We start from the raw sequence: 22,138 nt of genomic DNA, 5'->3' as shown, positions 1-22,138 counted from the left end.
CAATCACACAAATAATACCATTTATCCCCCGCTAAAAAAAACGCTATAGCCTAACTCGTGCTAAGATAGCGCCTTGCGCCCCGCTGGATGAAATGGGGTGTTTTTCGATTCCAGATTACCTATACTGAGCGGCATTATGACGAAGAAAAAAGCACACAAACCTGGCTCAGCCACAATCGCGCTTAACAAGCGCGCACGACACGAATACTTTATTGAAGAAGAGTTCGAAGCAGGACTCGCTCTGCAAGGTTGGGAAGTCAAATCCCTGCGCGCGGGTAAAGCTAACATCGGCGACAGCTACGTCATCCTTAAAGACGGCGAAGCATTCCTGTTTGGCGCCAACTTCACGCCAATGGCTGTTGCCTCAACGCATGTGGTATGTGATCCCACCCGTACCCGCAAGCTGTTGTTAAACCAACGTGAGCTCGACTCCCTGTATGGTCGAATGAATCGTGACGGTTATACCGTTGTTGCGCTTTCACTGTACTGGAAAAATGCCTGGTGCAAAGTGAAAATTGGCGTCGCGAAAGGTAAGAAACAGCACGACAAGCGCTCCGATGTGAAAGAACGCGAATGGCAGTTAGATAAAGCGCGTATTATGAAAAATGCTGGTCGCTAAACGCTATTCTCCTGTGACCAGTCTCTGATCCTGAGACTGGTTCTTATTTTTTAGTTATTGAAATCCACTCAATACATTCATCAGGTTTATGGTTTATTTGTGCTGAATCGTTCAGGTATGAAATAAACTCCCCTGGCATTACCGTAGCGCCCCATAGTCTAATAAAATAAAACTTCAAGACCATGCCACCTATATTCAAACTTATTTAATAACACTATTATTACTGTTGTTTATTATATCACCTCTCATTTCGATTAAAATACAAAATCTTTAAATACAACAAGTTAACCAAAAACAAATCATTAAATACACACCGGAAAGTATACTTTTCAATTAGCTAAATATATTTTTAATATGGATAAGTTGCAGAATACATTCTTTCTGACTATATCATCTAATACGAAAGAACTATTCAGCTAACAGGGCCCGAACGTATTTGATAAGTAAATGAACCTCTGCATGACCTAATCAATGTAATTACATGTGTAAATTCATCTTTATGGTGAACGGGGCCCCTGTCTGCTCATTTTCCCAGCGCGCTGTTGCGGATTAATACTCCCGACATGCCATCAGGAGTGAACATATGCGTCTACTCGCCGTTGTATCAAAATTAACTGGCGTTTCCACAAATGTTGAATCCTCTGAAGTTACGCTCAGTTCGCCTTCTATCGTGAAACTGTCGGTGTCACGTGAGGAGGTAAGTCAACTGACTCGCGTGAATCAGGATCTGGTTGTCACACTCCGCTCAGGTGAAACCATCACCATTAAGAACTTCTATGTCGGAAAAGGTGATGCGCAAAACCAGCTTGTTCTGGAAGACAGTAATGGCGCGCTGTGGTGGGTTCAGGATACTGATGGGGCATTCCATTTCCAGCATCTGGACGATCTCACTCCGCTAATGACTGCCGAGGGAAGCCATGAAGGCGGCGCCGTCTGGCCGTGGGTTCTTGGTGGGATCGCGGTCGCAGGCGGAATTGGCCTCGCGGCGGGTGGTGGAGGTGGCGGCGGTGGTGGCGGCGGGAGTGATAATAACGCCGGCAACGGAAATGGCGGAAATGGCAACGGTGGTAATGGGGATGGTGGTTCACCGCCAACAACAACCCCTAACATGCCTGACGTACCCATTATCACCAGCGTAATCGATAACCAGGAGCTGATTACTGGCCCTGTTAATCAGCTGGAATCCACCAACGACAATACGCCCACTCTTCAGGGCACCGGCCCCGCAAATGCCACATTGCATATTTTTGATAACGGCGTCGAAATAGGCCAGGTCACTATCGATGCCAACGGCAACTGGTCGTTTACGCCATCCTCTCCACTCGCAGACGGTACCCACAAGTTTACCGTCAGTGCATCAGACGGTACGGGCAGCAGCGACATGTCGGACAGTTGGGAGATTATTGTCGATACGCTTGCCCCCGACGCCCCAGTGGTCACAGAAGTAACTGACGATTCAGGTTCCATTAAAGGCTTGATAGGTAATAACGGTGTAACCGACGATGCCACGCCAACACTCACAGGCACTGGTGAAGCGGGCTCTTACATCAGCATTTCTGATAATGGCATTCTGATTGGCATGGTTCAGGTGGATGACAATGGTAACTGGACGTTTACACCTGACACGCCGCTTAGCGACGGTGTTCATAATCTGACGCTGACGCAAACTGACGATGCGGGTAACGTGAGCGCGGAAACGAGTGTACCGACATTCACCGTCGATACTACCCCGCCTGAAGGCGCGGTCATTTCCTCCGTAAACTTGCAAGGCACCGAGGTAACCGGTAGTGCTGAGGTAGGAAGCCAGGTCATTATCATCGGTAGTAATAATCAGGTTTTGGGGTCAACTACCGTTGATCAAACCGGCAATTTCGTCATCGCGATTTCACCTTCACAGACGCACGGTGAAGCGCTGATCGCGAAGATTCAGGACCAGGCAGGCAACGTCGGGCCAGACACGTCCTTCAATGCCACCAACTCTGGCTACCCGGGCGTGCCTGTTATCATCAGCATTGTGGATGATGTTACCCCCTCAACTGGGCCATTGAACAATAATCAGGCCACCAACGACCCAACGCCTACGATCTCGGGTACCGCAGACGCCAACAGCACGGTTAACATTTATAACAACGGCGCGCTTGTTGTAAGCGTGCTTGCCGATTCCAGCGGCAACTGGACCTGGACCTCCAACACCAACTTGCAGGACGACTCATACTCCTTCACCACCACAGCAACCAACCACCTGGGCACGGGAGGAACGTCAGCGGCATTCAATATCACTATCGATACTCAGCCACCGTCAGCGCCGGACGATCTGAACGTATCTGCCGACGGCTCTGTCGTCACCGGTACAGCCGAACCAGGAAGTACCGTGACCATCAATAATAATAACGGTCTTCAGATCGGCAGCGGCGTCGCCGGAACGGATGGCTCATTTACCATCACCATTAACCCGCCTCAGACCAATGGTGAAACCATTACCGCTATCGCCACCGATCCTGCCGGGAACCCAAGCCTACCGGAAACCGCGCTCGCGCCAGACATCACGGCCCCGCTGCCGCCAGCTAATCTGGTGATTAATCCTACAGGCGATCAGGTTACCGGCATGGCGGAACCCAACAGTACAGTACATATTCTGGATCCTGGTGGCGCGATAATTGGAACAGTAACCGCCGGCTCGAACGGAGAATTCACCGCCACGCTGGTTCCGCCGCAGACCAATGGAGAACATCTTGTCGCCAACGCGACGGATGCGGCTGGCAATACCAGCGGCAACAGCGCGATTACCGCCCCGGATACCACGGCGCCTGACGCGCCAACCGGCGTCACCGTCGCCGGGGACGGTGGTTCTGTAAGCGGACATGCTGAAGCGGGAAGCACCGTCACTGTAAAAGACAGCAATGGTAATCAGATCGGCACAGGCCAGGCAGACAGCGGCGGCAACTTCACGGTGTCGATTACGCCGTCAAAAATGAACGGCGAAACAGTAAAAGTTACCGCAACGGACAGCAGCAATAACGAGAGTCAGCCAACTTCTGCGGTGGCTCCGGATATTACCGCCCCTGGAACGCCCATCATCACCGCCGTGACGGATGACCAGCCCATGTACCAGGGCCCTCTCGATAACGGCGACGTCACTAACGACAGCAAACCTAAACTGGAAGGCACCGCCGAAGCAGGTTCTCAGGTCAAAATTTACGATAACGGCACCCTGCTGACGACCGTTGTCGCTGATATCAACGGTAACTGGAACTATACGCCAGCCTCGGCGCTGAGCGAGGGTGCTCACATCTTCACGGTGACCGCCACAGACGCCGCGAATAACACCAGCAGCGCGGCAAGCTGGAAAATCATTGTCGATACCATTGCGCCCACAGTTCCCGCAATCACGCTGGTGAACGATAACGTCGGTACGATAACCGGCGACGTTGCGAACAACGGTGGCATCACCAACGACAACACGCCGACGATTTCAGGCACCGGTGAGCCAGGTTCGTTAGTTAGCCTGTTTGACAATGGCACTTTACTGGACACTATCCTCGTCACCAGCTCCGGGACCTGGAGCTATACAGTGCCCGATGGCGCTCCGCTCACTGACCGGGTGCATAATTTCACGGTATTGGCTTCGGATATGGCAGGTAACGTCACCACCTCGCCAACGGTTGTGACGATCACGGTTGATACACAAGCGCCTGCCACGCCAGTCATTCTCAGCATGACGGATGATGTCGGCAGCATTAAAAGCGATCTACTTACCAACCAGAGTACGGACGATACGCTACCAAAACTTAACGGCACGGGTGTTGCCGGTTCAACCGTCACGCTGTATGACGGCACGACGCCTGTTGGCAGCGTGCTGGTACCGGCGGACGGTAACTGGAGCATTCAGGTGACTCAACCGCTAAGCGAAGGGCCGCACACGCTGACCGCCGTGGCGACAGATGCCGCAGGTAATGCCAGCACACCCGCAAGCTTTGCGTTAACCATCGATACCACGCCACCTGCTGCTCCGATTATTGTCGCCGGAGAGGGACTGATAGGCGGCGCTACCCTCCCCCTGGCAAACGGCGGCAGTACGAAAAGTACCACCCCTGTTCTTTCTGGTACTGGCGAGCCGGGAGCAACCATCACCGTTGCTGATAACGGCACAACGTTGGGTCGCACCACCGTCCAGCCTGACGGTACATGGACATTTACGCCACCGAATGCGCTGCCTGAAGGACCGCATAAATTCACCGCCACAGCGACTGACGCAGCAGGCAATACGGGGATCCCGTCGGCGAGCTTTACCCTGACGGTTGACAATACGCCCCCCGTGCAGCCTGGCGCGCCTGTCATTACCGACGATGTGGCTCCGGTAACGGGCGTGGTCACGAATGGCAATACCAATGACACCACGCCAACCTTTAGCGGCACCGGTACGTCGGGGGATGTTATTTCGGTGTATCTCGACGGCAATACCACACCACTGGGCACCACCAAGGTTGGTGCAGACGGCACATGGAGCTTTACGCCGACCACGGATATTAACCCGGACAGTTATCAGGTCACCATCACCGCAACCGATCCGGCAGGCAACGTCAGCCAGCCGTCGACTGCCGTCACCCTGAACATTGATATTACGCCTCCCGCAACGCCTACGATCGAGGCGGCAGATGACAACGCAGGCACTATTCAGGGAGATATTGCAGAGAACGGCACAACCGATGACAGTACGCCGACCGTGCGAGGAACAGGAGAAAGCGGCTCGATCATTACGCTGTATAACGGCACGACGGTTATCGGCACCACGACCGTAGTGAATGGTTTGTGGAACATCACACCGACGACGGCGCTGCCCAACGGCACCTACACGCTGACGGCAGTCGCCACCGATGCTGCAGGCAACCCCAGCGGCACCTCAAACAGCATTTCGTTTACGGTGAATTCGACACCGTTGGTCGTTAGCAACATCGAAGACGATCAGGGTGTCTTTACTGGCTCACTAAGCAACGGTAGCGTAACGGACGATACCCTCCCAACAATCAGCGGGACCGGCATTGCAGGCAGTACTGTATACATCTATGACAATGGTCTTCCTGACGCCATAGCAACTGTTCAGGTCGGTGTTGACGGCACGTGGAGTATCAACGTGCCACTAAGTGAAGGCGTGAATAATCTCACTTTTATCGCAAAAGACAGCAATGGAAACAATATCTCCGCTGCAACGCCAGTAACGTTAAACCTTGATACTAATGCCCCAAATGCACCATTGATCACAACTGTTGACCCTGACGGAACAAACGTTAAGGGAACAGCAGAACCTGGAAGTACTGTGATTATCTCGAAGGGCTCTACGGTATTAGGTAGCGCAATCGCTGATGCCGAGACAGGTCAATTTACCGTCACGCTCTCTCCAGGACAGACCTCAGGTGCTTTGCTAACAGCTATCGCGCAGGATACTGCGGGTAATCAAAGCGTTGAGACTTCGTTTACGGCATCAAACTCAGGGCAACCTATTCCACCCACTCTTGAAATCTTTGACGACTTCGCCCCTACTGTTGGCATCATTGCAAACGGAAAAACCACCAATGATACGCAGCCAACCTTACAAGGCGTGGCAACAGCCGGAGCTGATGTACATATCTACCAAAACGGAATCCTGCTGATCACCGTCCCGGCTGATGCGAGCACCGGAGCCTGGAGCTACACCATCCCCAGCGCGCTGGCGGACGGCACGACCTGGAACTACGCTGTCTCTCAAACGGTGAATGGCGACACCAGCGGCCAGTCGCCAAACTATGCCATTACCATCGATACCACCGCGCCGCTCGCGCCAAGCATCACCGCCGTTACTGATGATGTGGCTCCGGTGACGGGCAATGTCGGCAGTGGACAAAGCACTAACGACACGCGCCCAACACTGAGTGGTACTGGCGAGATTGGGGCGACCATTACGGTTTATGACGGCGGCGTGTCCATCGGCACCACTACCGTTAACAACAGCGGAAACTGGAACTTTACCCCGCAAAATGCCCTGAATGACGGCCCTCACACGTTTACCGTGCGCGCCACTGACGCGGCTGGCAATCAGGGGGCCCCATCCGCATCGTACCCAATAACGGTGGACACAGGCCTGCCTGGTGCGCCAGTTATTGTGTCAGTAACCGACGATGTAGGTGGAACAACCACGCTCATTTCCGGGCAGACTACCAACGATAATACGCCAACCCTGGCAGGTACTACCGAAGCGAATAGCGTGGTCACCATCCGCGATAACGGCACGGTGATTGGCACAACCACCGGCGACGGAAGCGGCAACTGGAGCTTTACGCCTTCTCCGGCGCTCGGCGAGGGCAATCACGCGTTGACCGCCACGGTCACGGACGCCGCTGGTAACGTCAGCCAGGCAACAGCGCCATTCTCGCTGTTGGTCGACACACTCCCACCAGTAGTGCCAACGATTGTGTCAGTCATCGACGATCAGCCGGGAAGCACTCTGCTGACCAACGGTCAACTGACCAATGATGCCCAACCCACGCTGAATGGCATTACCGAACCCAATGCCATTGTCACTATTCTCAGTAATGGTACGATCATTGGCACCGCAAATGCCGATATCTCCGGTAACTGGAGCTTCACCCCGACAAACGCGCTGGCGCAGGGGGAAAATATCTTTACCGTGACGGCGACGGATGCGGCTGGCAACACCAGCGGAGCCTCCTCTTCGTTCACGGTACTGGTGGATTCAATTGCCCCGTCTGCACCGGTAATTCTGACCGTTCAGGACAATACCGCTCCGACAACCGGGCCTATCTCCAACGGGCAAATCAGCAACGAAAGTCGCCCGGCGCTCAGCGGTACCGGTGAAGTTGGCGCGACGATTACCGTCCTGAGCGATGGTCAGGCCATTGGCACCACCATCGTCGGCGCAGGCGGAAGCTGGAGTTTTACACCCTCCGCGGCATTGGGTAACGGCCAGCATACTCTGACCGTCACGGCTACAGATAGCGCAGGCAATACCAGTCTGCCTTCTGGTGGCTTTACCTACACCGTCGATACTATGGCACCGACAGCACCAGTGATTACTCAGGTTGCGGATGATGTCGGCCCGCTGATCGGTAATCTGAACAACGGTCAGGCCACGAACGATCCACTCCCGACGCTTAGCGGTACGGCTGAAGCCAATTCCACGGTGAGAATTTACGATAACGGATCGTTTATCGGCTTTACCACAGCGGATGGTACGGGCGCCTGGATCTTCACACCGGGAACCCAACTTGGCAATGGTAACCACGCGCTGACGGTAACAGCCACCGACGCGGCCGGAAACATCAGCCCGACGTCTGCAGGATTTAACATCGTTGTTGATACCGTCGCCCCGCTTGCGCCAACGATTATCCAGGCGTTTGATGACGTGCAGCCGGGAACCGGAACGCTATCGAACGGAGCCTTTACCAACGACACCCGTCCCGTACTCAGCGGTTCAGCGGAAGCCGGTGCCCGGGTAGCCATCTACGATAATGGCGCGCTGCTGGCAACGGTGACTGCGACGATAGACGGCACCTGGGAATATCTGACCACCACACTTGGCAACGGTCAGCATGTGTTTACCGCCATCGCCACCGACGCCGCCGGGAACGTGAGTCCTGTCTCAGGTGGGTTTACGATTAATGTCGACACCATTGCACCATCCGTCCCGCTGCTGGTCTCTGTGGTGGATGATATCGCAGGCGGCGTGTTCAATGCAGCGCTCAGCAACGGACAGCTGACCAACGATGCACGCCCGACGCTGAACGGCACCGCCGAGGCAGGCAGCACCATCAGCATCTATGACGGAAGCACCCTGTTGGGTACCGCGCTGGTGCAAAGCAATAACAGTTGGTCGTTTACCCCAACCACACCGCTGGCGAATGGATCGCACACCTTCACTGTCACCGCCACTGATGCGGCGGGCAACACCAGCGGCGCGACGGCAGGCTTCAGCGTGGTAGTTGACACCACGGCGCCGACGCAGCCTTCAATCAGCAGCATTACTGACGATGTCGGGCCAAACACCGGGCCGATTGGCAGCAATCAGCCGACCAATGACGCGCGCCCAACGTTAAACGGCATCACGGAAGCCAACGCGCGAGTTGATATTTATGATAACGGCAGCTTTGTCACCAGCGTAACGGCGGATGGCAGCGGCAACTGGAGCTACACCCCGACTACCCCGCTGGCACAAGGTACCCACTCGTTTACCATCACTGCAACGGACAGTGCGGGTAATACCAGTGGCATATCGTCTGCGGCAGCGATCGTGGTCGATACCGTTGCCCCGGGTATCCCAACCGGGCTGGCGGTAAACGCCAACGGCACCGCGCTCACCGGCGTTGCCGAACCAAACAGCACGGTCATTATTACCTCCAGCGGCGGAACGGTGCTCGGCACGGCAACCGCCAACGCCTCCGGTAATTTCACCTTCACTCTGAACCCACCGCAAATCAGTGGGCAAACTCTGCTGGTCAGCGCACAGGATGCCGCAGGCAACATCGGTACAGCGGGTAACGTGCTGGCACCGTTTACCGGCGTACCACCTGCGCCTGTTATTTCCAGCGTGCTCGATGACGTCGGCACTATCATGGGACCCGTCGCTCCCGGTAAAACCACCAATGACACCCTGCCAACGCTCAGCGGAACGGCGCAGGCTAACGCCGTCATCAATCTGTACAACAACGGCGTGCTAATGGGCTTCACGACCGCAGACGGTAACGGGATCTGGAGCTTTACCCCATCCGGTGCACTCAGCGAAGGTAACCATGCGTTTACCGCCACGGCAACCAACGCCAACGGCGCAAGTGGGTTGTCCGGTTCGTTCAGCGTGATTGTGGACACCACGCCACCGACCGCGCCAACGCTCCTGATCAGCGCCGATGGCGGTACCGTCAGCGGCGTCGCCGAAGCGGGAAGCACGGTCACCATTTCTCTGCCCGGCGGCACCAGCGTGACGGCAATCGCCAACAGCAGCGGTGTCTACAGCGTCAACCTGCCGGTTCGCCAGATTGAAGGGCAGTCGCTGTCCGCCACGGCGACCGATGCGGCGGGAAATACCTCATCGCCGACAAACGCTCTCGCACCAGTATTGCCGCTACTGGCTGAAGACAATGTCACCAGCCTGCCGCTACAAACCGATGTCACCGTCAGCACCGAGCATCAAAGCGATTATGGTTTCCTGTTGGTCAATGCGCTGGGAAATGTCGCCAACGTGCTGGGGAACGATACGGCAAGCGTGAATTTCAGCATCGCTTCTGGCGGCAGCGGATCCATTACAATCAATGCCGCAGCGACCGGCGTAGTGCTGTCGCTGTTAAACACACTTGAAGTCGTCATCCAGCGCTTTGACACCGCGCTGAATGCCTGGGTGACGGTGGTGGATACCGGAAAACCAGACTTTGCCAGCCTCCTCACTCTGGGCGCCTCAGGCGTAACGCTCAATTACAGCGGACTGACTGATGGTGATTACCGCGTGGTCAGCTACAACACCAACCTGCTGGCGACCGGGGCATACACCAGCCTTGATGTCTCAGTGGTAAAAGCCAGCGCAGGAACTATCACCGGCGGTACTACCGAGTCTGGCAATATCATCACCGATACCGATCCCGCCAACGGGCAGGATAATGCCCCTTCCGGCACGCTGGTCACCGCCATCACCGACGGTAACGGCAACGTCGTGAACATCCCGGCGGGCGGCATTGATGTGCAGGGGAAATACGGGATCCTGCATATCAATCAGAACGGTAGTTACACCTATACCCTGACCAATACGTCAATCTCGGTGTATGGCCGTTCCGAAAGTTTCACCTACACGCTGACGCATGGCAGCGATCACTCCTCGGCAAAACTGGTGGTAACGCTCGGTCAGGCACCCACTACCAGTACGGTAACCGCGGCAGACGATGTGGCTGCGCTGACTTACGGGACGCAGGTCATCGCGGTTGATCATGGCACATCACAGCAAACCGGCTTCACCCTCGCCAACGTCGGACTGGGTAATGTGCTGGATGTCAGTCTGGTTAACGGTTTAACCAATCCGATCAAATTTAATGTGGATGATGGTGCAACCCGCACGCTGACCGTCAAGGCCAACGTTCTCGGCGTCACGGTTGGCGGTTTTGATCTCTATGTTTATCGCTTCAACGAGTCCATTCAGCAGTATGAGCAGTTCCGCGTGAAGCCCAACTGGGTCACAGCGCTGCTAGGAGGTAGCTCAACGGATTACACCATCACCCTGCCTGGCGGTGACTATCTGTTCCTGCTTAACGCCTCCGGCGGTCTGACGCTGCTGACCAGCTATACCCTGAATATACAGGCCGATCACACCTACGCCGTCGACAGCCTGAGTGCGACAACCAATGGAAACCTGCTGGTCAACGACTCGGCTCCGGCCAATACCGTTATCACCGAAGTTAACGGTGTCACCGTAAACGGAACGGGTACAACCACCATTAACGGGCAGTACGGCACGCTGACTATTGATGCGAAAGGGAACTACACCTACACGCTGAGAAGCGGACTGGGCGCAGACGGTATCAATACGCCGGACAGTTTCGTGTATAAGGTCAAAGCGCCAAACGGCGATACCGGCAGTGCATCGCTGAATATCAAACCAACCCCACAGGCGCTGGATGCAGTAAATGACGTCAGCAGCACGATGGCGGTTAGTACCCAGGCGGATACTTCCCGGTCGTTTACCGACGACAGCGTCGGGAACGCCAGCTGGAGTGCCCAACTCCTTTCACCCACCTCAAAAAGTGGTACTGGCGTCATTGAAATCGCTACGGGAACGGCAGTGCAAAACGCCATACTGCATTTTAACGTCGCGTCAGGTCTGACGCTGGGCGGGCTGACCGTCACCTGGGCGCTGTATGACAGCAACAACATCAAGATTGCCGGTAACTCTTTCAATGGCGGATTGCTGGTTGGCGGCGATATCGATATAGCCTTGAGCGGGATCGTACTGCACCCCGGCAACTATCGCCTCGACTATACCGGAAGCGTCGGGGGGCTGGGGCTGGGGAATATCACCATCACCCCCAGCGTGAAAGGTACGATAATCGACCTGCAAAACTTCGAGACTTCCACAGCGAACAGTGTCACCGGCAATATTTATGACGGAGACCATATTGCCAGCGTGCATACCTTGCTGACGGTGAACGGCACGGGCGGCAGTACCGCCACGCTTGATCCGCTGAGTAGCACGACCAGCGCCATCCTTAACGGGTTGTACGGCAAACTGACCATTGGCATTGATGGTCATTACACCTATGCCCTCAACAGCGATGTCTCGCTCTCCACCATTGTCACCAAAGAGACATTTACCTACACCCTTAACGACCAGAATGGCCATACCGATACCGCTACGCTGACCATCAATATGAATCCGCAAGTGGTGAGTACCGTCGATGCCGATCGCCTGACTGGCAGCGCCTACGGCGATACGCTGATTTATCACCTGCTCAACGCCAACGACGCTACCGGCGGCAACATTAGCAATGGTGCTACCGACACCTGGACCAACTTCTCACTGGCCCAGGGTGACAAAATCGATATCGGCGACCTGCTGGTGGGCTGGAACGGGCAGAACGCTACGCTCGGCAACTACCTCACCGTAACCACCAGCGGTAACAACACGGTGATTGCCATCGACCGCGACGGTACGGGCAACACTTATCACTCAACCAATCTCATAACGCTGGAGAACGTACACACCACGCTCGATGAGCTGGTGCAACAAAATCACATCGTGCCCTGACGTTAACGCAATGCGTTAAAGCGCCATAACTACAGCCCCGGATGCCATGACGTCCGGGGCAATAACAGTCGTCGCTGCCGTATTTTGTAAGGGATAAACTATGAGAAATATCGCGCCTGTTGCATTACTTCTGGCATTAACGCTCTGTACCCTGCGGGTGAATGCCGAAGATGAACCGCAAATTATTACGCCGGAAGGACTGGCCACCAGCCAGATGCTTCCCTCGCTGGACGGCGCGGTTGCCGATCTGCCGCTGAGCGCTGCCGCCCCCGGCAACCTGATGCTCAACGACGCGGTAAGTCGTGCCGTGAGCTGGCATCCTTCTATTCGTGAATCGATCGGCAAACTGCTTTCGCAAAACGAGCAGATCGACGTGGCGAAATCGAAATATTACCCGCAGGTTTCTGCCGGAATGAATAACGGTTACAGCAATACCTATACCGACCACGGCTTTAGCCCGGCTCTGGTTATTTCGGTGTCACAAATGCTGTACGACTTCGGCAAAGTGGCAAGCCAGGTCCGCGCCGAGACAGCCGGAGCCGCACAACAGCAGGCGAATGTGTTACTCAGTATTGATACCATCGCCCACGCAACCGCCAACGCGATAGTCCAGGTGCAGACGTGGCAGCAAATGGTGGACGCCGCCGAAGAACAGCTCACCGCCTTAAACGACATTGGTCGACTGACCCGACAACGCAATGATGAAGGGGCAACCTCGCTGTCCGACGTGGTACAAACCGATGCGCGTATCGAGTCTGCACGTTCTCAGCTGGCGCAGTATCAGGCCAATCTCGACAGCAGTAAGGCCACATTGATGAGTTACCTCGGCTGGAACTCACTTAACGGCATCAGCAACGAATTCCCGGCCAAACTGGACAGCAGCTGCGATGTGGTCAAACCGGAAGATAAACTGGTCCCCGCGGTACTGGCGGCCTGGGCACAAGCGAATGTGGCACAGGCAAATCTCGATTACGCCAACGCGCAGATGACGCCCACCATCTCTTTGGAACCGTCGGTTCAGCATTATCTCAACGACAAATACCCCAGCCATGAGGTGCTCGACAAAACCCAGTACTCCACGTGGGTAAAAGTTGAGATGCCGCTGTATCAGGGGGGCGGACTCACCGCCAGGCGCAACGCCGCCAGCCATGCGGTAGAGTCTGCACAATACTCCATCCAGCGCACCCGACTCGAAGTACGACAAAAATTACTGGAGTCCCGCAGCCAGGCAATTAGCCTCGCCACCGCCCTGCAGATTCTGCGCCGCCAGCAGCGACTGAGTGAACAAACGCGCGAGCTTTATCAACAGCAGTATCTGGACCTCGGTTCGCGCCCGCTGCTCGACGTGCTTAACGCCGAGCAAGAGGTGTATCAGGCCCGTTTTGCCGAACTCCAGACTCAAAACCAGCTGCGCCAGCTCCAGCTGAACTGCCTCTATAACACTGGCTCGCTTCGCCAGGCGTTCGCCTTAAATAATCGCAGCATTCAATCGGTGGAGATCAAGCTATGAGCGACCTCGATTCACATGCAGAAGATGCGATTAGCGAACACGCTCTTAGCCAGTGGGCGCAGGCGATGACGCATATTGCCAATCACTATCGCGTGGCCTGTTCTCCCGGCGCAATCCAGGCCAACGCCCCGTGGTTTGCGGGAAAAAGCCGGGCAACGGCCCTGTCGCAACTGGCGCGTCAGGCTGGACTGTCATTTCATGCGCTGAATACCGCCACGCAGGCGTTCGGCCAGTGGCGTTTACCGGTGGTGGCGGAGCTGCGCGACGGCCAGCTGATGGTGATAGAACATTTCAACGGAGAAGATACGTTAGATGTTTTTATCATCGCCGAAGAAGGCCAGCGTAACCGGTTAACGATTGCAGAACTTCTGCCGGAGATCGTGAGTATTACCGCGCTGCGCCCGCTGTCGGCGCTGAAGGACAGTCGGGTAGACCGCTATATTTCGCGCTTCAAGCCCGACTGGATGCGCGAACTGGTGTTAAAAGACATTAGTCCTTATCTGCCGGTCATGATTGCTGCCTTTCTGATTAACGTTCTGTCGCTCGCCGGGATTATCTTTTCTATGCAGGTTTATGACCGGGTGATCCCCGCCCAGTCTTATCCAACACTGTATGTTCTCTCCACCGGCGTTCTGGTGGCAGTGCTGTTTGGCTTTTTGCTGCGTGAAGCGCGTACCCACATCATGGATCTGCTCGGCAAACGCGCCGATATGCGCATTTCCGATCGCGTGTTCAGCCATGCATTGCGCCTGCGCAACAGCGCCGTCCCCCGCTCGACGGGGAGCTTCATTTCTCAACTGCGCGAGCTGGAACAGGTTCGCGAGATGATCACCTCCTCGACCATGTCGACCATTGTCGATCTGCCGTTTTTCTTTTTGTTTATCGTGGTGCTGGCTTTTATCGCCCCGCCGCTGGCATGGATAGCTCCCGTCGCTGCCCTGCTGATGATCCTGCCCGGTTTGCTGTTACAGAAGAAACTGGCGGTGCTCGCCAACCAGGCTGCCCATGAATCCACCCTGCGCAACGCGGTGCTGGTCGAGAGCGTTCAGGGGCTGGAAGACATCAAGCTGATGCAGGCGGAAAACCGCTTTTTACAGCAGTGGAACAGCTACATCCGCATTACCGGAGAGTCCGGGCTGCGCACGCGCAGGCTGACTCAGGGGCTGATTGGCTGGGGCATGTCGGTACAAAGTCTGGTCTACGCCGCCATCATTATGTTCGGCGCGCCGATGGTCATTGAAGGCACGATGACCACCGGGGCCGTGGTGGCCGCTTCGATGCTCGGTTCCAGAATGATTGCCCCAATGGCTAATCTGTGCGGCGTGCTAGCCCGCTGGCAACAGGTTAAGGCGGCGAAGATGGGGTTGGATAGCATCATGCAGCTCCCCACTGAAACACAGTACGATGAAGACCGGGTGCATCAGGAGATTTTTCACGGTCATTATCTGTTTGAGAACGCACACTTTCGCTACCACAGCGACGATCAGCGCGTTCCGCTGCGCATCTCGCGCCTGGAGGTCATGCCCGGCGAGCGCGTGGCAATCCTCGGGCGTAACGGTGCCGGGAAATCAACCCTGCTGCAGGCCATGGCGGGTGGTGTGGAGATTATCCAGGGCGATGTCCGGCTCGACAACCTGAGTCTGGCGCAGATCGATATGGCTGATTTACGCCGCAACATCGGTTTTCTTAGCCAGAACGCTCGGCTGTTTTTCGGCACCCTGCGCGAGAACCTGACCCTCGGCGCACCGCATGCCAGCGACGCGCAGATCTTCGAAGCGCTGGAGGTCAGCGGCGCGGCAGCTTTCGTTAAACAGCTCGCCAAAGGGCTGGCGCATCCCATTATGGAGGGCGGCAACGGTTTGTCCGGTGGACAACGGCAGTCGATCCTGCTGGCAAGAATGCTGCTGCGATCGCCCAATATCGTGCTGCTCGACGAACCCAGCGCCTCGCTGGATGAACATACCGAGCGGGAGTTTATTCAGCGCCTGAACCAGTGGCTGGGCAACCGCACATTGATTGTCGCCACCCATCGCGTACCGGTTCTGGAGCTGGTCGAGCGCGTGGTGGTATTAAAAGAAGGCCAACTGGTCATGGATGCCCCGAAAGCGCAGGCATTAAATGCGAGCCGGGCACCCGCCCCAACTCACGGTCGGGAGTGGAAAAATGAAAACCAATCCGCATGATGCCGCCATGGACGACCTCGATATCCGCCGCGAGCACCGTTTTTCCGGGGCCAGCCGCATTATTCTGCTCAGCACCCTGCTGTTTGTCGTTCTGGGTATCTGGGCATATTTTGGCAAGCTGGATGAAGTCTCAACCGGCAGCGGAAAAGTGATCCCCAGCTCGCGAGAGCAAGTCTTGCAGTCGCTGGATGGCGGCATTCTCGCCGAGCTTACGGTACGCGAGGGAGATAAAGTGCAGGCCAATCAAATAGTCGCCCGCCTCGACCCCACCCGTTCTGAGTCCAATGTTGGGGAGAGCGCCGCCCGTTATCGCGCCTCACTGGCTTCCAGCGCAAGGCTTAATGCCGAAGTTAACGATCTGCCGCTGGTCTTTCCCGATTCACTGCGCGCCTGGCCGGATCTCATCGCCTCCGAAACTCGCCTGTATAAAAGCCGCCGCGCGCAGCTTGCGGATTCAATGGCAGAACTGCAAGATGCGCTGATCTCAGTAAATAAAGAACTGGCCATCACCCAACGGCTGGAGAAAAGCGGTGCCGCCAGCCACGTAGAAGTGCTGCGCCTGCAACGACAAAAAAGCGATCTGGGATTAAAAATCACCGATCTGCGCTCGCAATATTTCGTGCAGGCGCGGGAAGCGCTGTCAAAGGCCAACGCCGAAGTGGATATGCTGGCGGCGATTTTAAAAGGACGTGAGGATTCCGTCACCCGCCTGACCGTACGCGCGCCGATGCGCGGTATTGTGAAAAACATCCAGGTCACCACCATCGGCGGCGTTATCCCGCCCAACGGCGAGATGATGGAGATTGTGCCGCTGGACGATCATCTGCTGATAGAAACCCGCCTGTCACCGCGTGATATCGCTTTCATCCATCCTGGACAACGGGCGCTGGTGAAGATTACCGCCTATGACTACGCCATTTACGGCGGTCTGGAAGGCGTAGTCGAAACCATCTCTCCGGACACCATTCAGGACAAAGTGAAACCGGAAATCTTCTATTACCGCGTGTTTATCCGCACGCATCAGGACTTCTTACAGAACAAACTGGGACGCCATTTCTCCATCGTACCAGGCATGATTGCCACAGTGGATATAAAAACAGGTGAAAAAACCATCGTCGACTATTTAATCAAACCGTTTAATCGCGCAAAAGAAGCGCTGCGCGAGCGCTAAATCCTTGAGGATTAGGGGTTGCGGGGGCTGGTCACGCGTGTCACAAGTCTGTTATACTTGCTCTAACACATTGGGGCTGATTCTGGATTCGACGGGATTCGCGAAACCCAAGGTGCATGCCGAGGGGCGGTTGGCCTCGTAAAAAGCCGCAAAAAAATAGTCGCAAACGACGAAAACTACGCTTTAGCAGCTTAATAACCTGCTCTGAGCCCTCTCTCCCTAGCTTCCGCTCTTAAGACGGGGATCAAAGAGAGGTCAAACCCAAAAGAGATCGCGTGGAGGCCCTGCCTGGGGTTGAAGCGTTAAAACTAATCAGGCTAGTCTGGTAGTGGCGTGTCTGTCCGCAGGTGCCAGGCGAATGTAAAGACTGACTAAGCATGTAGTGCCGAGGATGTAGGAATTTCGGACGCGGGTTCAACTCCCGCCAGCTCCACCAAAATTCTCCATCGGTGATTACCAGAGTCATCCGATGAAGTCCTAAGAGCCCGCACGGCGCAAGCCCTGCGGGCTTTTTTGCGCCCTCAATTTGTCCCGCGAAGTCCGAAGAGAACTAATTAAATCCGAACCTTTTAGGCACCTTGTTAGGCACCTCATAAAGCTTTATTGTTTTTGAGGTGCCTAAAACTATGGAAACCCAGCAATGGCAAGACAAACCAAACCTCTATCCGTTAAAGAAATCGAATCCGCCAAACCCAAAGAAGCGGACTACGTTCTCTATGATGGTGATGGCCTTGAGCTACTCATCAAATCCAGCGGAAGTAAAATCTGGCAGTTTCGCTACATTCGCCCTGTCACTAAGAAACGTGCGAAGAAGAGCATAGGCCCCTACCCGTCAGTTACCCTTGCCGATGCCCGAAACTATCGGGCAGAGTCCCGCTCTCTTCTGGCGAAACAAATTGATCCCCAGGAACATCAGCAGGAACAACTGCGCAGTTCAATTGAAGCCAAAACCAATACTTTCCAGCTCGTAGCTGAACGTTGGTGGAATGTGAAGAAAGCAAGCGTGACAGTGGACTATGCAGAAGATATCTGGCGCTCTCTTGAGAGAGATGTCTTTCCTGCAATTGGGGACGTTAGCGTTACAGATATTAAAGCTCACACACTGGTTCAGGCCGTTCAACCTGTTCAGGCCAGAGGAGCACTGGAAACCGTTCGTCGACTGTGCCAACGCATTAATGAGGTCATGATCTATGCCCAAAACACAGGGCTGATTGATGCTGTTCCCAGCGTTAATATCGGTAAAGCCTTCGAGAAGCCTCAGAAAAAGAACATGCCCAGCATTCGACCGGACCAGCTACCTCAACTGATGCAGACAATGCGAACAGCCAGCATTAGCCTTTCCACACGCTGCCTGTTCATGTGGCAACTTCTTACTATTACCCGCCCTGCCGAAGCGGCTGAAGCTCGCTGGGAAGAGGTAGACATAGAAGCGCGAGAGTGGAAGATTCCTGCAGCACGCATGAAAATGAACCGTGACCATACTGTTCCATTGTCAGATGAAGCGATTGCGATATTGGAGATGATGAAGCCGTTAAGTGGAAATCGAGAATTTATCTTTCCCAGCCGCATCAAGCCAAACCAGCCGATGAACAGTCAGACCGTTAACGCATCGCTGAAACGCGCAGGTTTTGGTGGGGTGCTCGTTTCACACGGTCTGAGATCTATCGCCAGTACAGCCCTAAATGAACAAGGCTTCCCACCTGATGTTATTGAGGCGGCCCTTGCGCATGTAGATAAGAATGAGGTCCGTCGTGCCTATAACCGCAGTGATTATCTTGAGCAGCGGCGGCCCATGATGCAGTGGTGGGCTGATTTTGTGATGGCTGCTGATCGTGGAAGTATGGTTGAGGGCGGTATGAAAGGAATGAGGTTAGTAGGGTGACGGATAACTAATGACGACCCCGACTTTAGTGCCGCGATGAATGAGGCTTTAAATGTCAGTGACCCTGACCCCGAATATGCTCCAGTCATAATCAGGAATAACCGGCTTCATGTTGGCTGCATATTCTGGCAATCGACAGATTTTTCTGCAAATTCGGACGGGGTCATCCATCCCAGCGCAGAATGGGGACGCCTCTGATTATAGTGTATGCGCCAGGCCTCGATTTTGCACCGTGCGTCCTCCAGGGACATGAACCAGTTCTCGTTCAGACATTCCTGTCGCAGCCTGCCGTTGAACGACTCCACCGTGGCATTGTCCGTCGGTGTTCCCGGCCGTGAGAAGTCTATTCGGATCCCTCGTTCATACACCCATTTGTCCAGCATTATCCCTGCAAATTCAGAGCCGTTATCGGTTTTCAGTAACTGCGGCAAGGGGCGTCTGAGCGCAATACTGTTCAGCATTTCGGCAACCTCCGTTGAGCGCAGATTCTGGCCCACGCAGATCCCCAGACATTCGCGCGTGTAGAGGTCAATGACCGTCAGCAGGCGTAACCGACGCCCGTCAAACAGGGCGTCAGAAACAAAATCCATGCCCCAGACATGATTCGGATAAAGCCCCTGAGGCTGGGGCTGTCGCCGCTGGGCCGATTTATTCCGACGCGGACGCTTGAGACGCAGGGACAGCCCCTGCTCGCGATAGAGCCGGTAAATGCGTTTATGATTATCGCGCCAGCCCTCCCGCCTGAGCATAACGTGAACCCTGCGGTAGCCATAGTGGACCCGGGTTTCGGTGATCTCCCTGATACGAAGGCGGAGCGCGCTGTCGTCTGCCGCCACAGAACGGTAGCGGAAAGAGCTGCGGCTGATCCGTAGCGCAAAGCAGACCTGCCGCTCGCTGGCCCCGTAGCGTGCCTGCAGGTCCCGGACCCATTCACGCAGGCGTGCCAGCGTCAGTTCTTTTTTGCCAGCACATCCTGCAGCATGGCCTTGTCGAGGCTCAGATCGGCAACCAGCTTCTTCAGCCTGAGGTTCTCTTCCTCAAGCTGGCGCATGTGCTTCAGCTCAGAGGGCGAAATATCACCGTATTTCTTGCGCCACGTATAAAACGTGGCATCGGAAATACCCAGTTTGCGACAGACGTCCGGCACGGACATCCCCAGTTCAGCCTGTTTGAGGGCAAAAACAATCTGCTCTTCGGTGAATCGTGATTTTTTCATCGGCACCACCTCCGTTCAGGGAGTGTAGATCATGCCGGAATTCTGTTTCTGAATGGCGCAGGATTTCGGGTCAGGGTCATCAGACCCACAAGTGCTAGGAGCGGACTATTTATCAATTATGAGTACATAATAATGTGATATCAGTGCCACCAAATTAGATTTGGCCATTGCAAAAAACCAATAAAATCAATATGATAAGGCAACACAAACGGAAAGATGGCTATCTATAAAGTGGGTATATTTTCAATATCAAACCAGAGGGAATGGGCAGGAAATAGTTAATAACTTACTTAATTTTTTGACTAAGAAAGTTATTTGATATTAATAATTATAATATTACATTGTAAGTCATGAAAACCTACAGTGAAGATATTTTAATGTTTACAATTGAACTTTACAAAACAATCATTAAGTAAAGTTTAAAATATATTCCTTTTTTATATTGATTTATTATATCTGGATGAGGTTGTTAAAAACATGAATAAATTAAAACCAACATGGCAGTTATTCGAGGAACTCGTTTGTCACATTCTGAAGGCAAACAATTTTCAAATAAATAGAAATAGTTGCAGAGGAGACGAAGGATTTGATTTTCTCGGTGATTTTGGAGGAGAAAGATGGGCTATTGAAGTTAAATTCTACCGCACAGCTCGAGCTCAGCCCTCACTTATTGATGCAGCTGCGACTCGCATTACCAGCAATGGCGTAGCCGCAGGTGTTAACAAAGGAATGTTAGTTGTTTCATGCTTTCTCACACCTGAGTTGCGAGAGGCTCTGGAAAATAAATTCAGTATTACTTTTGTGGATCAGGCTGACTTAAGAATTTGGTGTAGTTCACATCCTGAACTAGCGGAATCATTGGATGCACTATTAGAAGTAAATCTAGATGAAGCTCTTACGACGCACCTTTCTCGTAAAGAGAGTAACTCTATCATTAGAGATATGGCTCTTAATAAGAGTAACCGGATTGAGCGACAAAAAAATAAAGGAACAAAACTTTGCCTTGAACTAAAGAGTATTAAAAAAGGGAAAGCATCTTGGCGTCAATATGAAAAAAAATGCGAGGAAATCCTTAAATATCTGTTTCCTAATGATCTACACGGCTGGCATTCACAAAAAAGAACTGATGATGGTTTAAACCGTTATGATTTTGTATGTCGAATTAGACCCACTACTGAATTTTGGAAATTTGTTATTGAACACCTAAATAGCCGTTATGTTCTTTTTGAGTTTAAAAACTATTTAGGGAAAATCAAGCAAGGCCAGATACTTACCACGGAGAAGTATCTTTTGGAAAAAGGACTCAGGCGTATGGCAATTATTATGACAAGGACGGGAGCAGAGGCACATGCATTAGCTATGACGCAAGGAGCTATGAGAGAACAAGGTAAACTTATACTCATTGTAAACGATGAAAAAGTATGTGAAATGCTTCATATGAAGGAACGAGGGGAAGATCCAACTGATTGCCTTTTCGAAATTGCCGATAACTTTTTACTGACACTCCCTCGTTAACTCATGATAAACACACCAAATAGTAAAAATGTAAAAATTGAATCATCATAGATTTCATTTAAAGCTCGTAACACTATGTAAATTTAATCAATGGACTCCAAGCGGATGTTATGCACATCCGCTTCTTATTGATCGCAGCCTGATGATGTTGCAATAGACCACTTATACCAGAAATAAAATCTGCTGGCAGCACAATGCATTAATCAACGAGAGAGTTATCAGAATTTGTTATTCTTCAAAATGATCTGAGAGATGCGACACAATCCGAA

Annotated in this window: 8 protein-coding genes and 1 other RNA gene; 8 read left to right on the top strand and 1 reads right to left on the bottom strand. The window is 53.7% G+C overall.

The window, feature by feature from the left end:
- The first annotated feature begins 136 nt into the window (after positions 1 to 136).
- The 7 genes from smpB to SK35_RS06055 all read left to right on the top strand — a co-directional run bounded on the left by smpB (position 137) and on the right by SK35_RS06055 (position 19,138).
- The gene (gene smpB / locus SK35_RS06085) at positions 137 to 619 is read left to right on the top strand and encodes an SsrA-binding protein SmpB (RefSeq protein ID WP_003031211.1); all 483 of its coding nucleotides are present in this window, start codon (positions 137 to 139) and stop codon (positions 617 to 619) included.
- 583 nt (positions 620 to 1,202) lie between these two features.
- Positions 1,203 to 12,392, top strand: coding sequence for a BapA/Bap/LapF family large adhesin (locus SK35_RS06080; RefSeq protein ID WP_048215750.1), 11,190 nt, complete (start codon positions 1,203 to 1,205; stop codon positions 12,390 to 12,392).
- A gap of 100 nt (positions 12,393 to 12,492) precedes the next feature.
- Positions 12,493 to 13,902: a TolC family outer membrane protein gene (locus SK35_RS06075; RefSeq protein WP_048215749.1), complete on the top strand. Its 1,410-nt coding sequence runs from the start codon at positions 12,493 to 12,495 to the stop codon at positions 13,900 to 13,902.
- Entirely contained in the window at positions 13,899 to 16,085 is a 2,187-nt protein-coding gene (locus SK35_RS06070) for a type I secretion system permease/ATPase (RefSeq protein ID WP_048215748.1), read from the top strand. The genes SK35_RS06075 and SK35_RS06070 overlap by 4 nt, the downstream gene beginning before the upstream one ends.
- A gap of 7 nt (positions 16,086 to 16,092) precedes the next feature.
- Positions 16,093 to 17,256: an HlyD family efflux transporter periplasmic adaptor subunit gene (locus SK35_RS06065; protein ID WP_156174806.1), complete on the top strand. Its 1,164-nt coding sequence runs from the start codon at positions 16,093 to 16,095 to the stop codon at positions 17,254 to 17,256.
- 72 nt (positions 17,257 to 17,328) lie between these two features.
- Positions 17,329 to 17,692, top strand: a transfer-messenger RNA (tmRNA) gene (ssrA, locus tag SK35_RS06060).
- 204 nt (positions 17,693 to 17,896) lie between these two features.
- Complete coding sequence (locus tag SK35_RS06055; protein WP_032642877.1) at positions 17,897 to 19,138, top strand: integrase; 1,242 nt, start codon at positions 17,897 to 17,899, stop codon at positions 19,136 to 19,138.
- Between the two features lie 107 nt (positions 19,139 to 19,245).
- Here SK35_RS06055 and SK35_RS06050 read toward each other — a convergent pair.
- A protein-coding gene (locus SK35_RS06050) for an IS3 family transposase (protein ID WP_101677551.1) occupies positions 19,246 to 20,354 on the bottom strand; the annotation gives its coding sequence in 2 pieces (ribosomal slippage) (positions 19,246 to 20,093 and positions 20,093 to 20,354; 1,110 coding nt in all).
- Between the two features lie 477 nt (positions 20,355 to 20,831).
- Between SK35_RS06050 and SK35_RS06045 the strand changes: the two genes are divergently transcribed.
- Positions 20,832 to 21,869 carry a restriction endonuclease gene (locus SK35_RS06045; RefSeq protein ID WP_032642883.1) on the top strand — a complete coding sequence of 346 codons (1,038 nt, stop codon included), beginning with the start codon at positions 20,832 to 20,834 and terminating at the stop codon, positions 21,867 to 21,869.
- Positions 21,870 to 22,138 lie beyond the last annotated feature (269 nt).

Source organism: Citrobacter sp. MGH105, from assembly GCF_001037485.2.
Lineage (GTDB): Bacteria > Pseudomonadota > Gammaproteobacteria > Enterobacterales > Enterobacteriaceae > Citrobacter > Citrobacter portucalensis.
The sequence above is the reverse complement of the archived record's forward strand: the minus strand, read 5'-3'. Positions and strand labels throughout refer to the sequence as shown.

Bases quoted from the DNA above. Each gene is read 5' to 3' on its own strand.
- smpB (WP_003031211.1), top strand. From the start codon at position 137: ATGACGAAGAAAAAAGCACACAAACCTGGCTCAGCCACAATCGCGCTT.
- SK35_RS06080 (WP_048215750.1), top strand. From the start codon at position 1,203: ATGCGTCTACTCGCCGTTGTATCAAAATTAACTGGCGTTTCCACAAAT.
- SK35_RS06075 (WP_048215749.1), top strand. From the start codon at position 12,493: ATGAGAAATATCGCGCCTGTTGCATTACTTCTGGCATTAACGCTCTGT.
- SK35_RS06070 (WP_048215748.1), top strand. From the start codon at position 13,899: ATGAGCGACCTCGATTCACATGCAGAAGATGCGATTAGCGAACACGCT.
- SK35_RS06065 (WP_156174806.1), top strand. From the start codon at position 16,093: ATGGACGACCTCGATATCCGCCGCGAGCACCGTTTTTCCGGGGCCAGC.
- SK35_RS06055 (WP_032642877.1), top strand. From the start codon at position 17,897: ATGGCAAGACAAACCAAACCTCTATCCGTTAAAGAAATCGAATCCGCC.
- SK35_RS06045 (WP_032642883.1), top strand. From the start codon at position 20,832: ATGAATAAATTAAAACCAACATGGCAGTTATTCGAGGAACTCGTTTGT.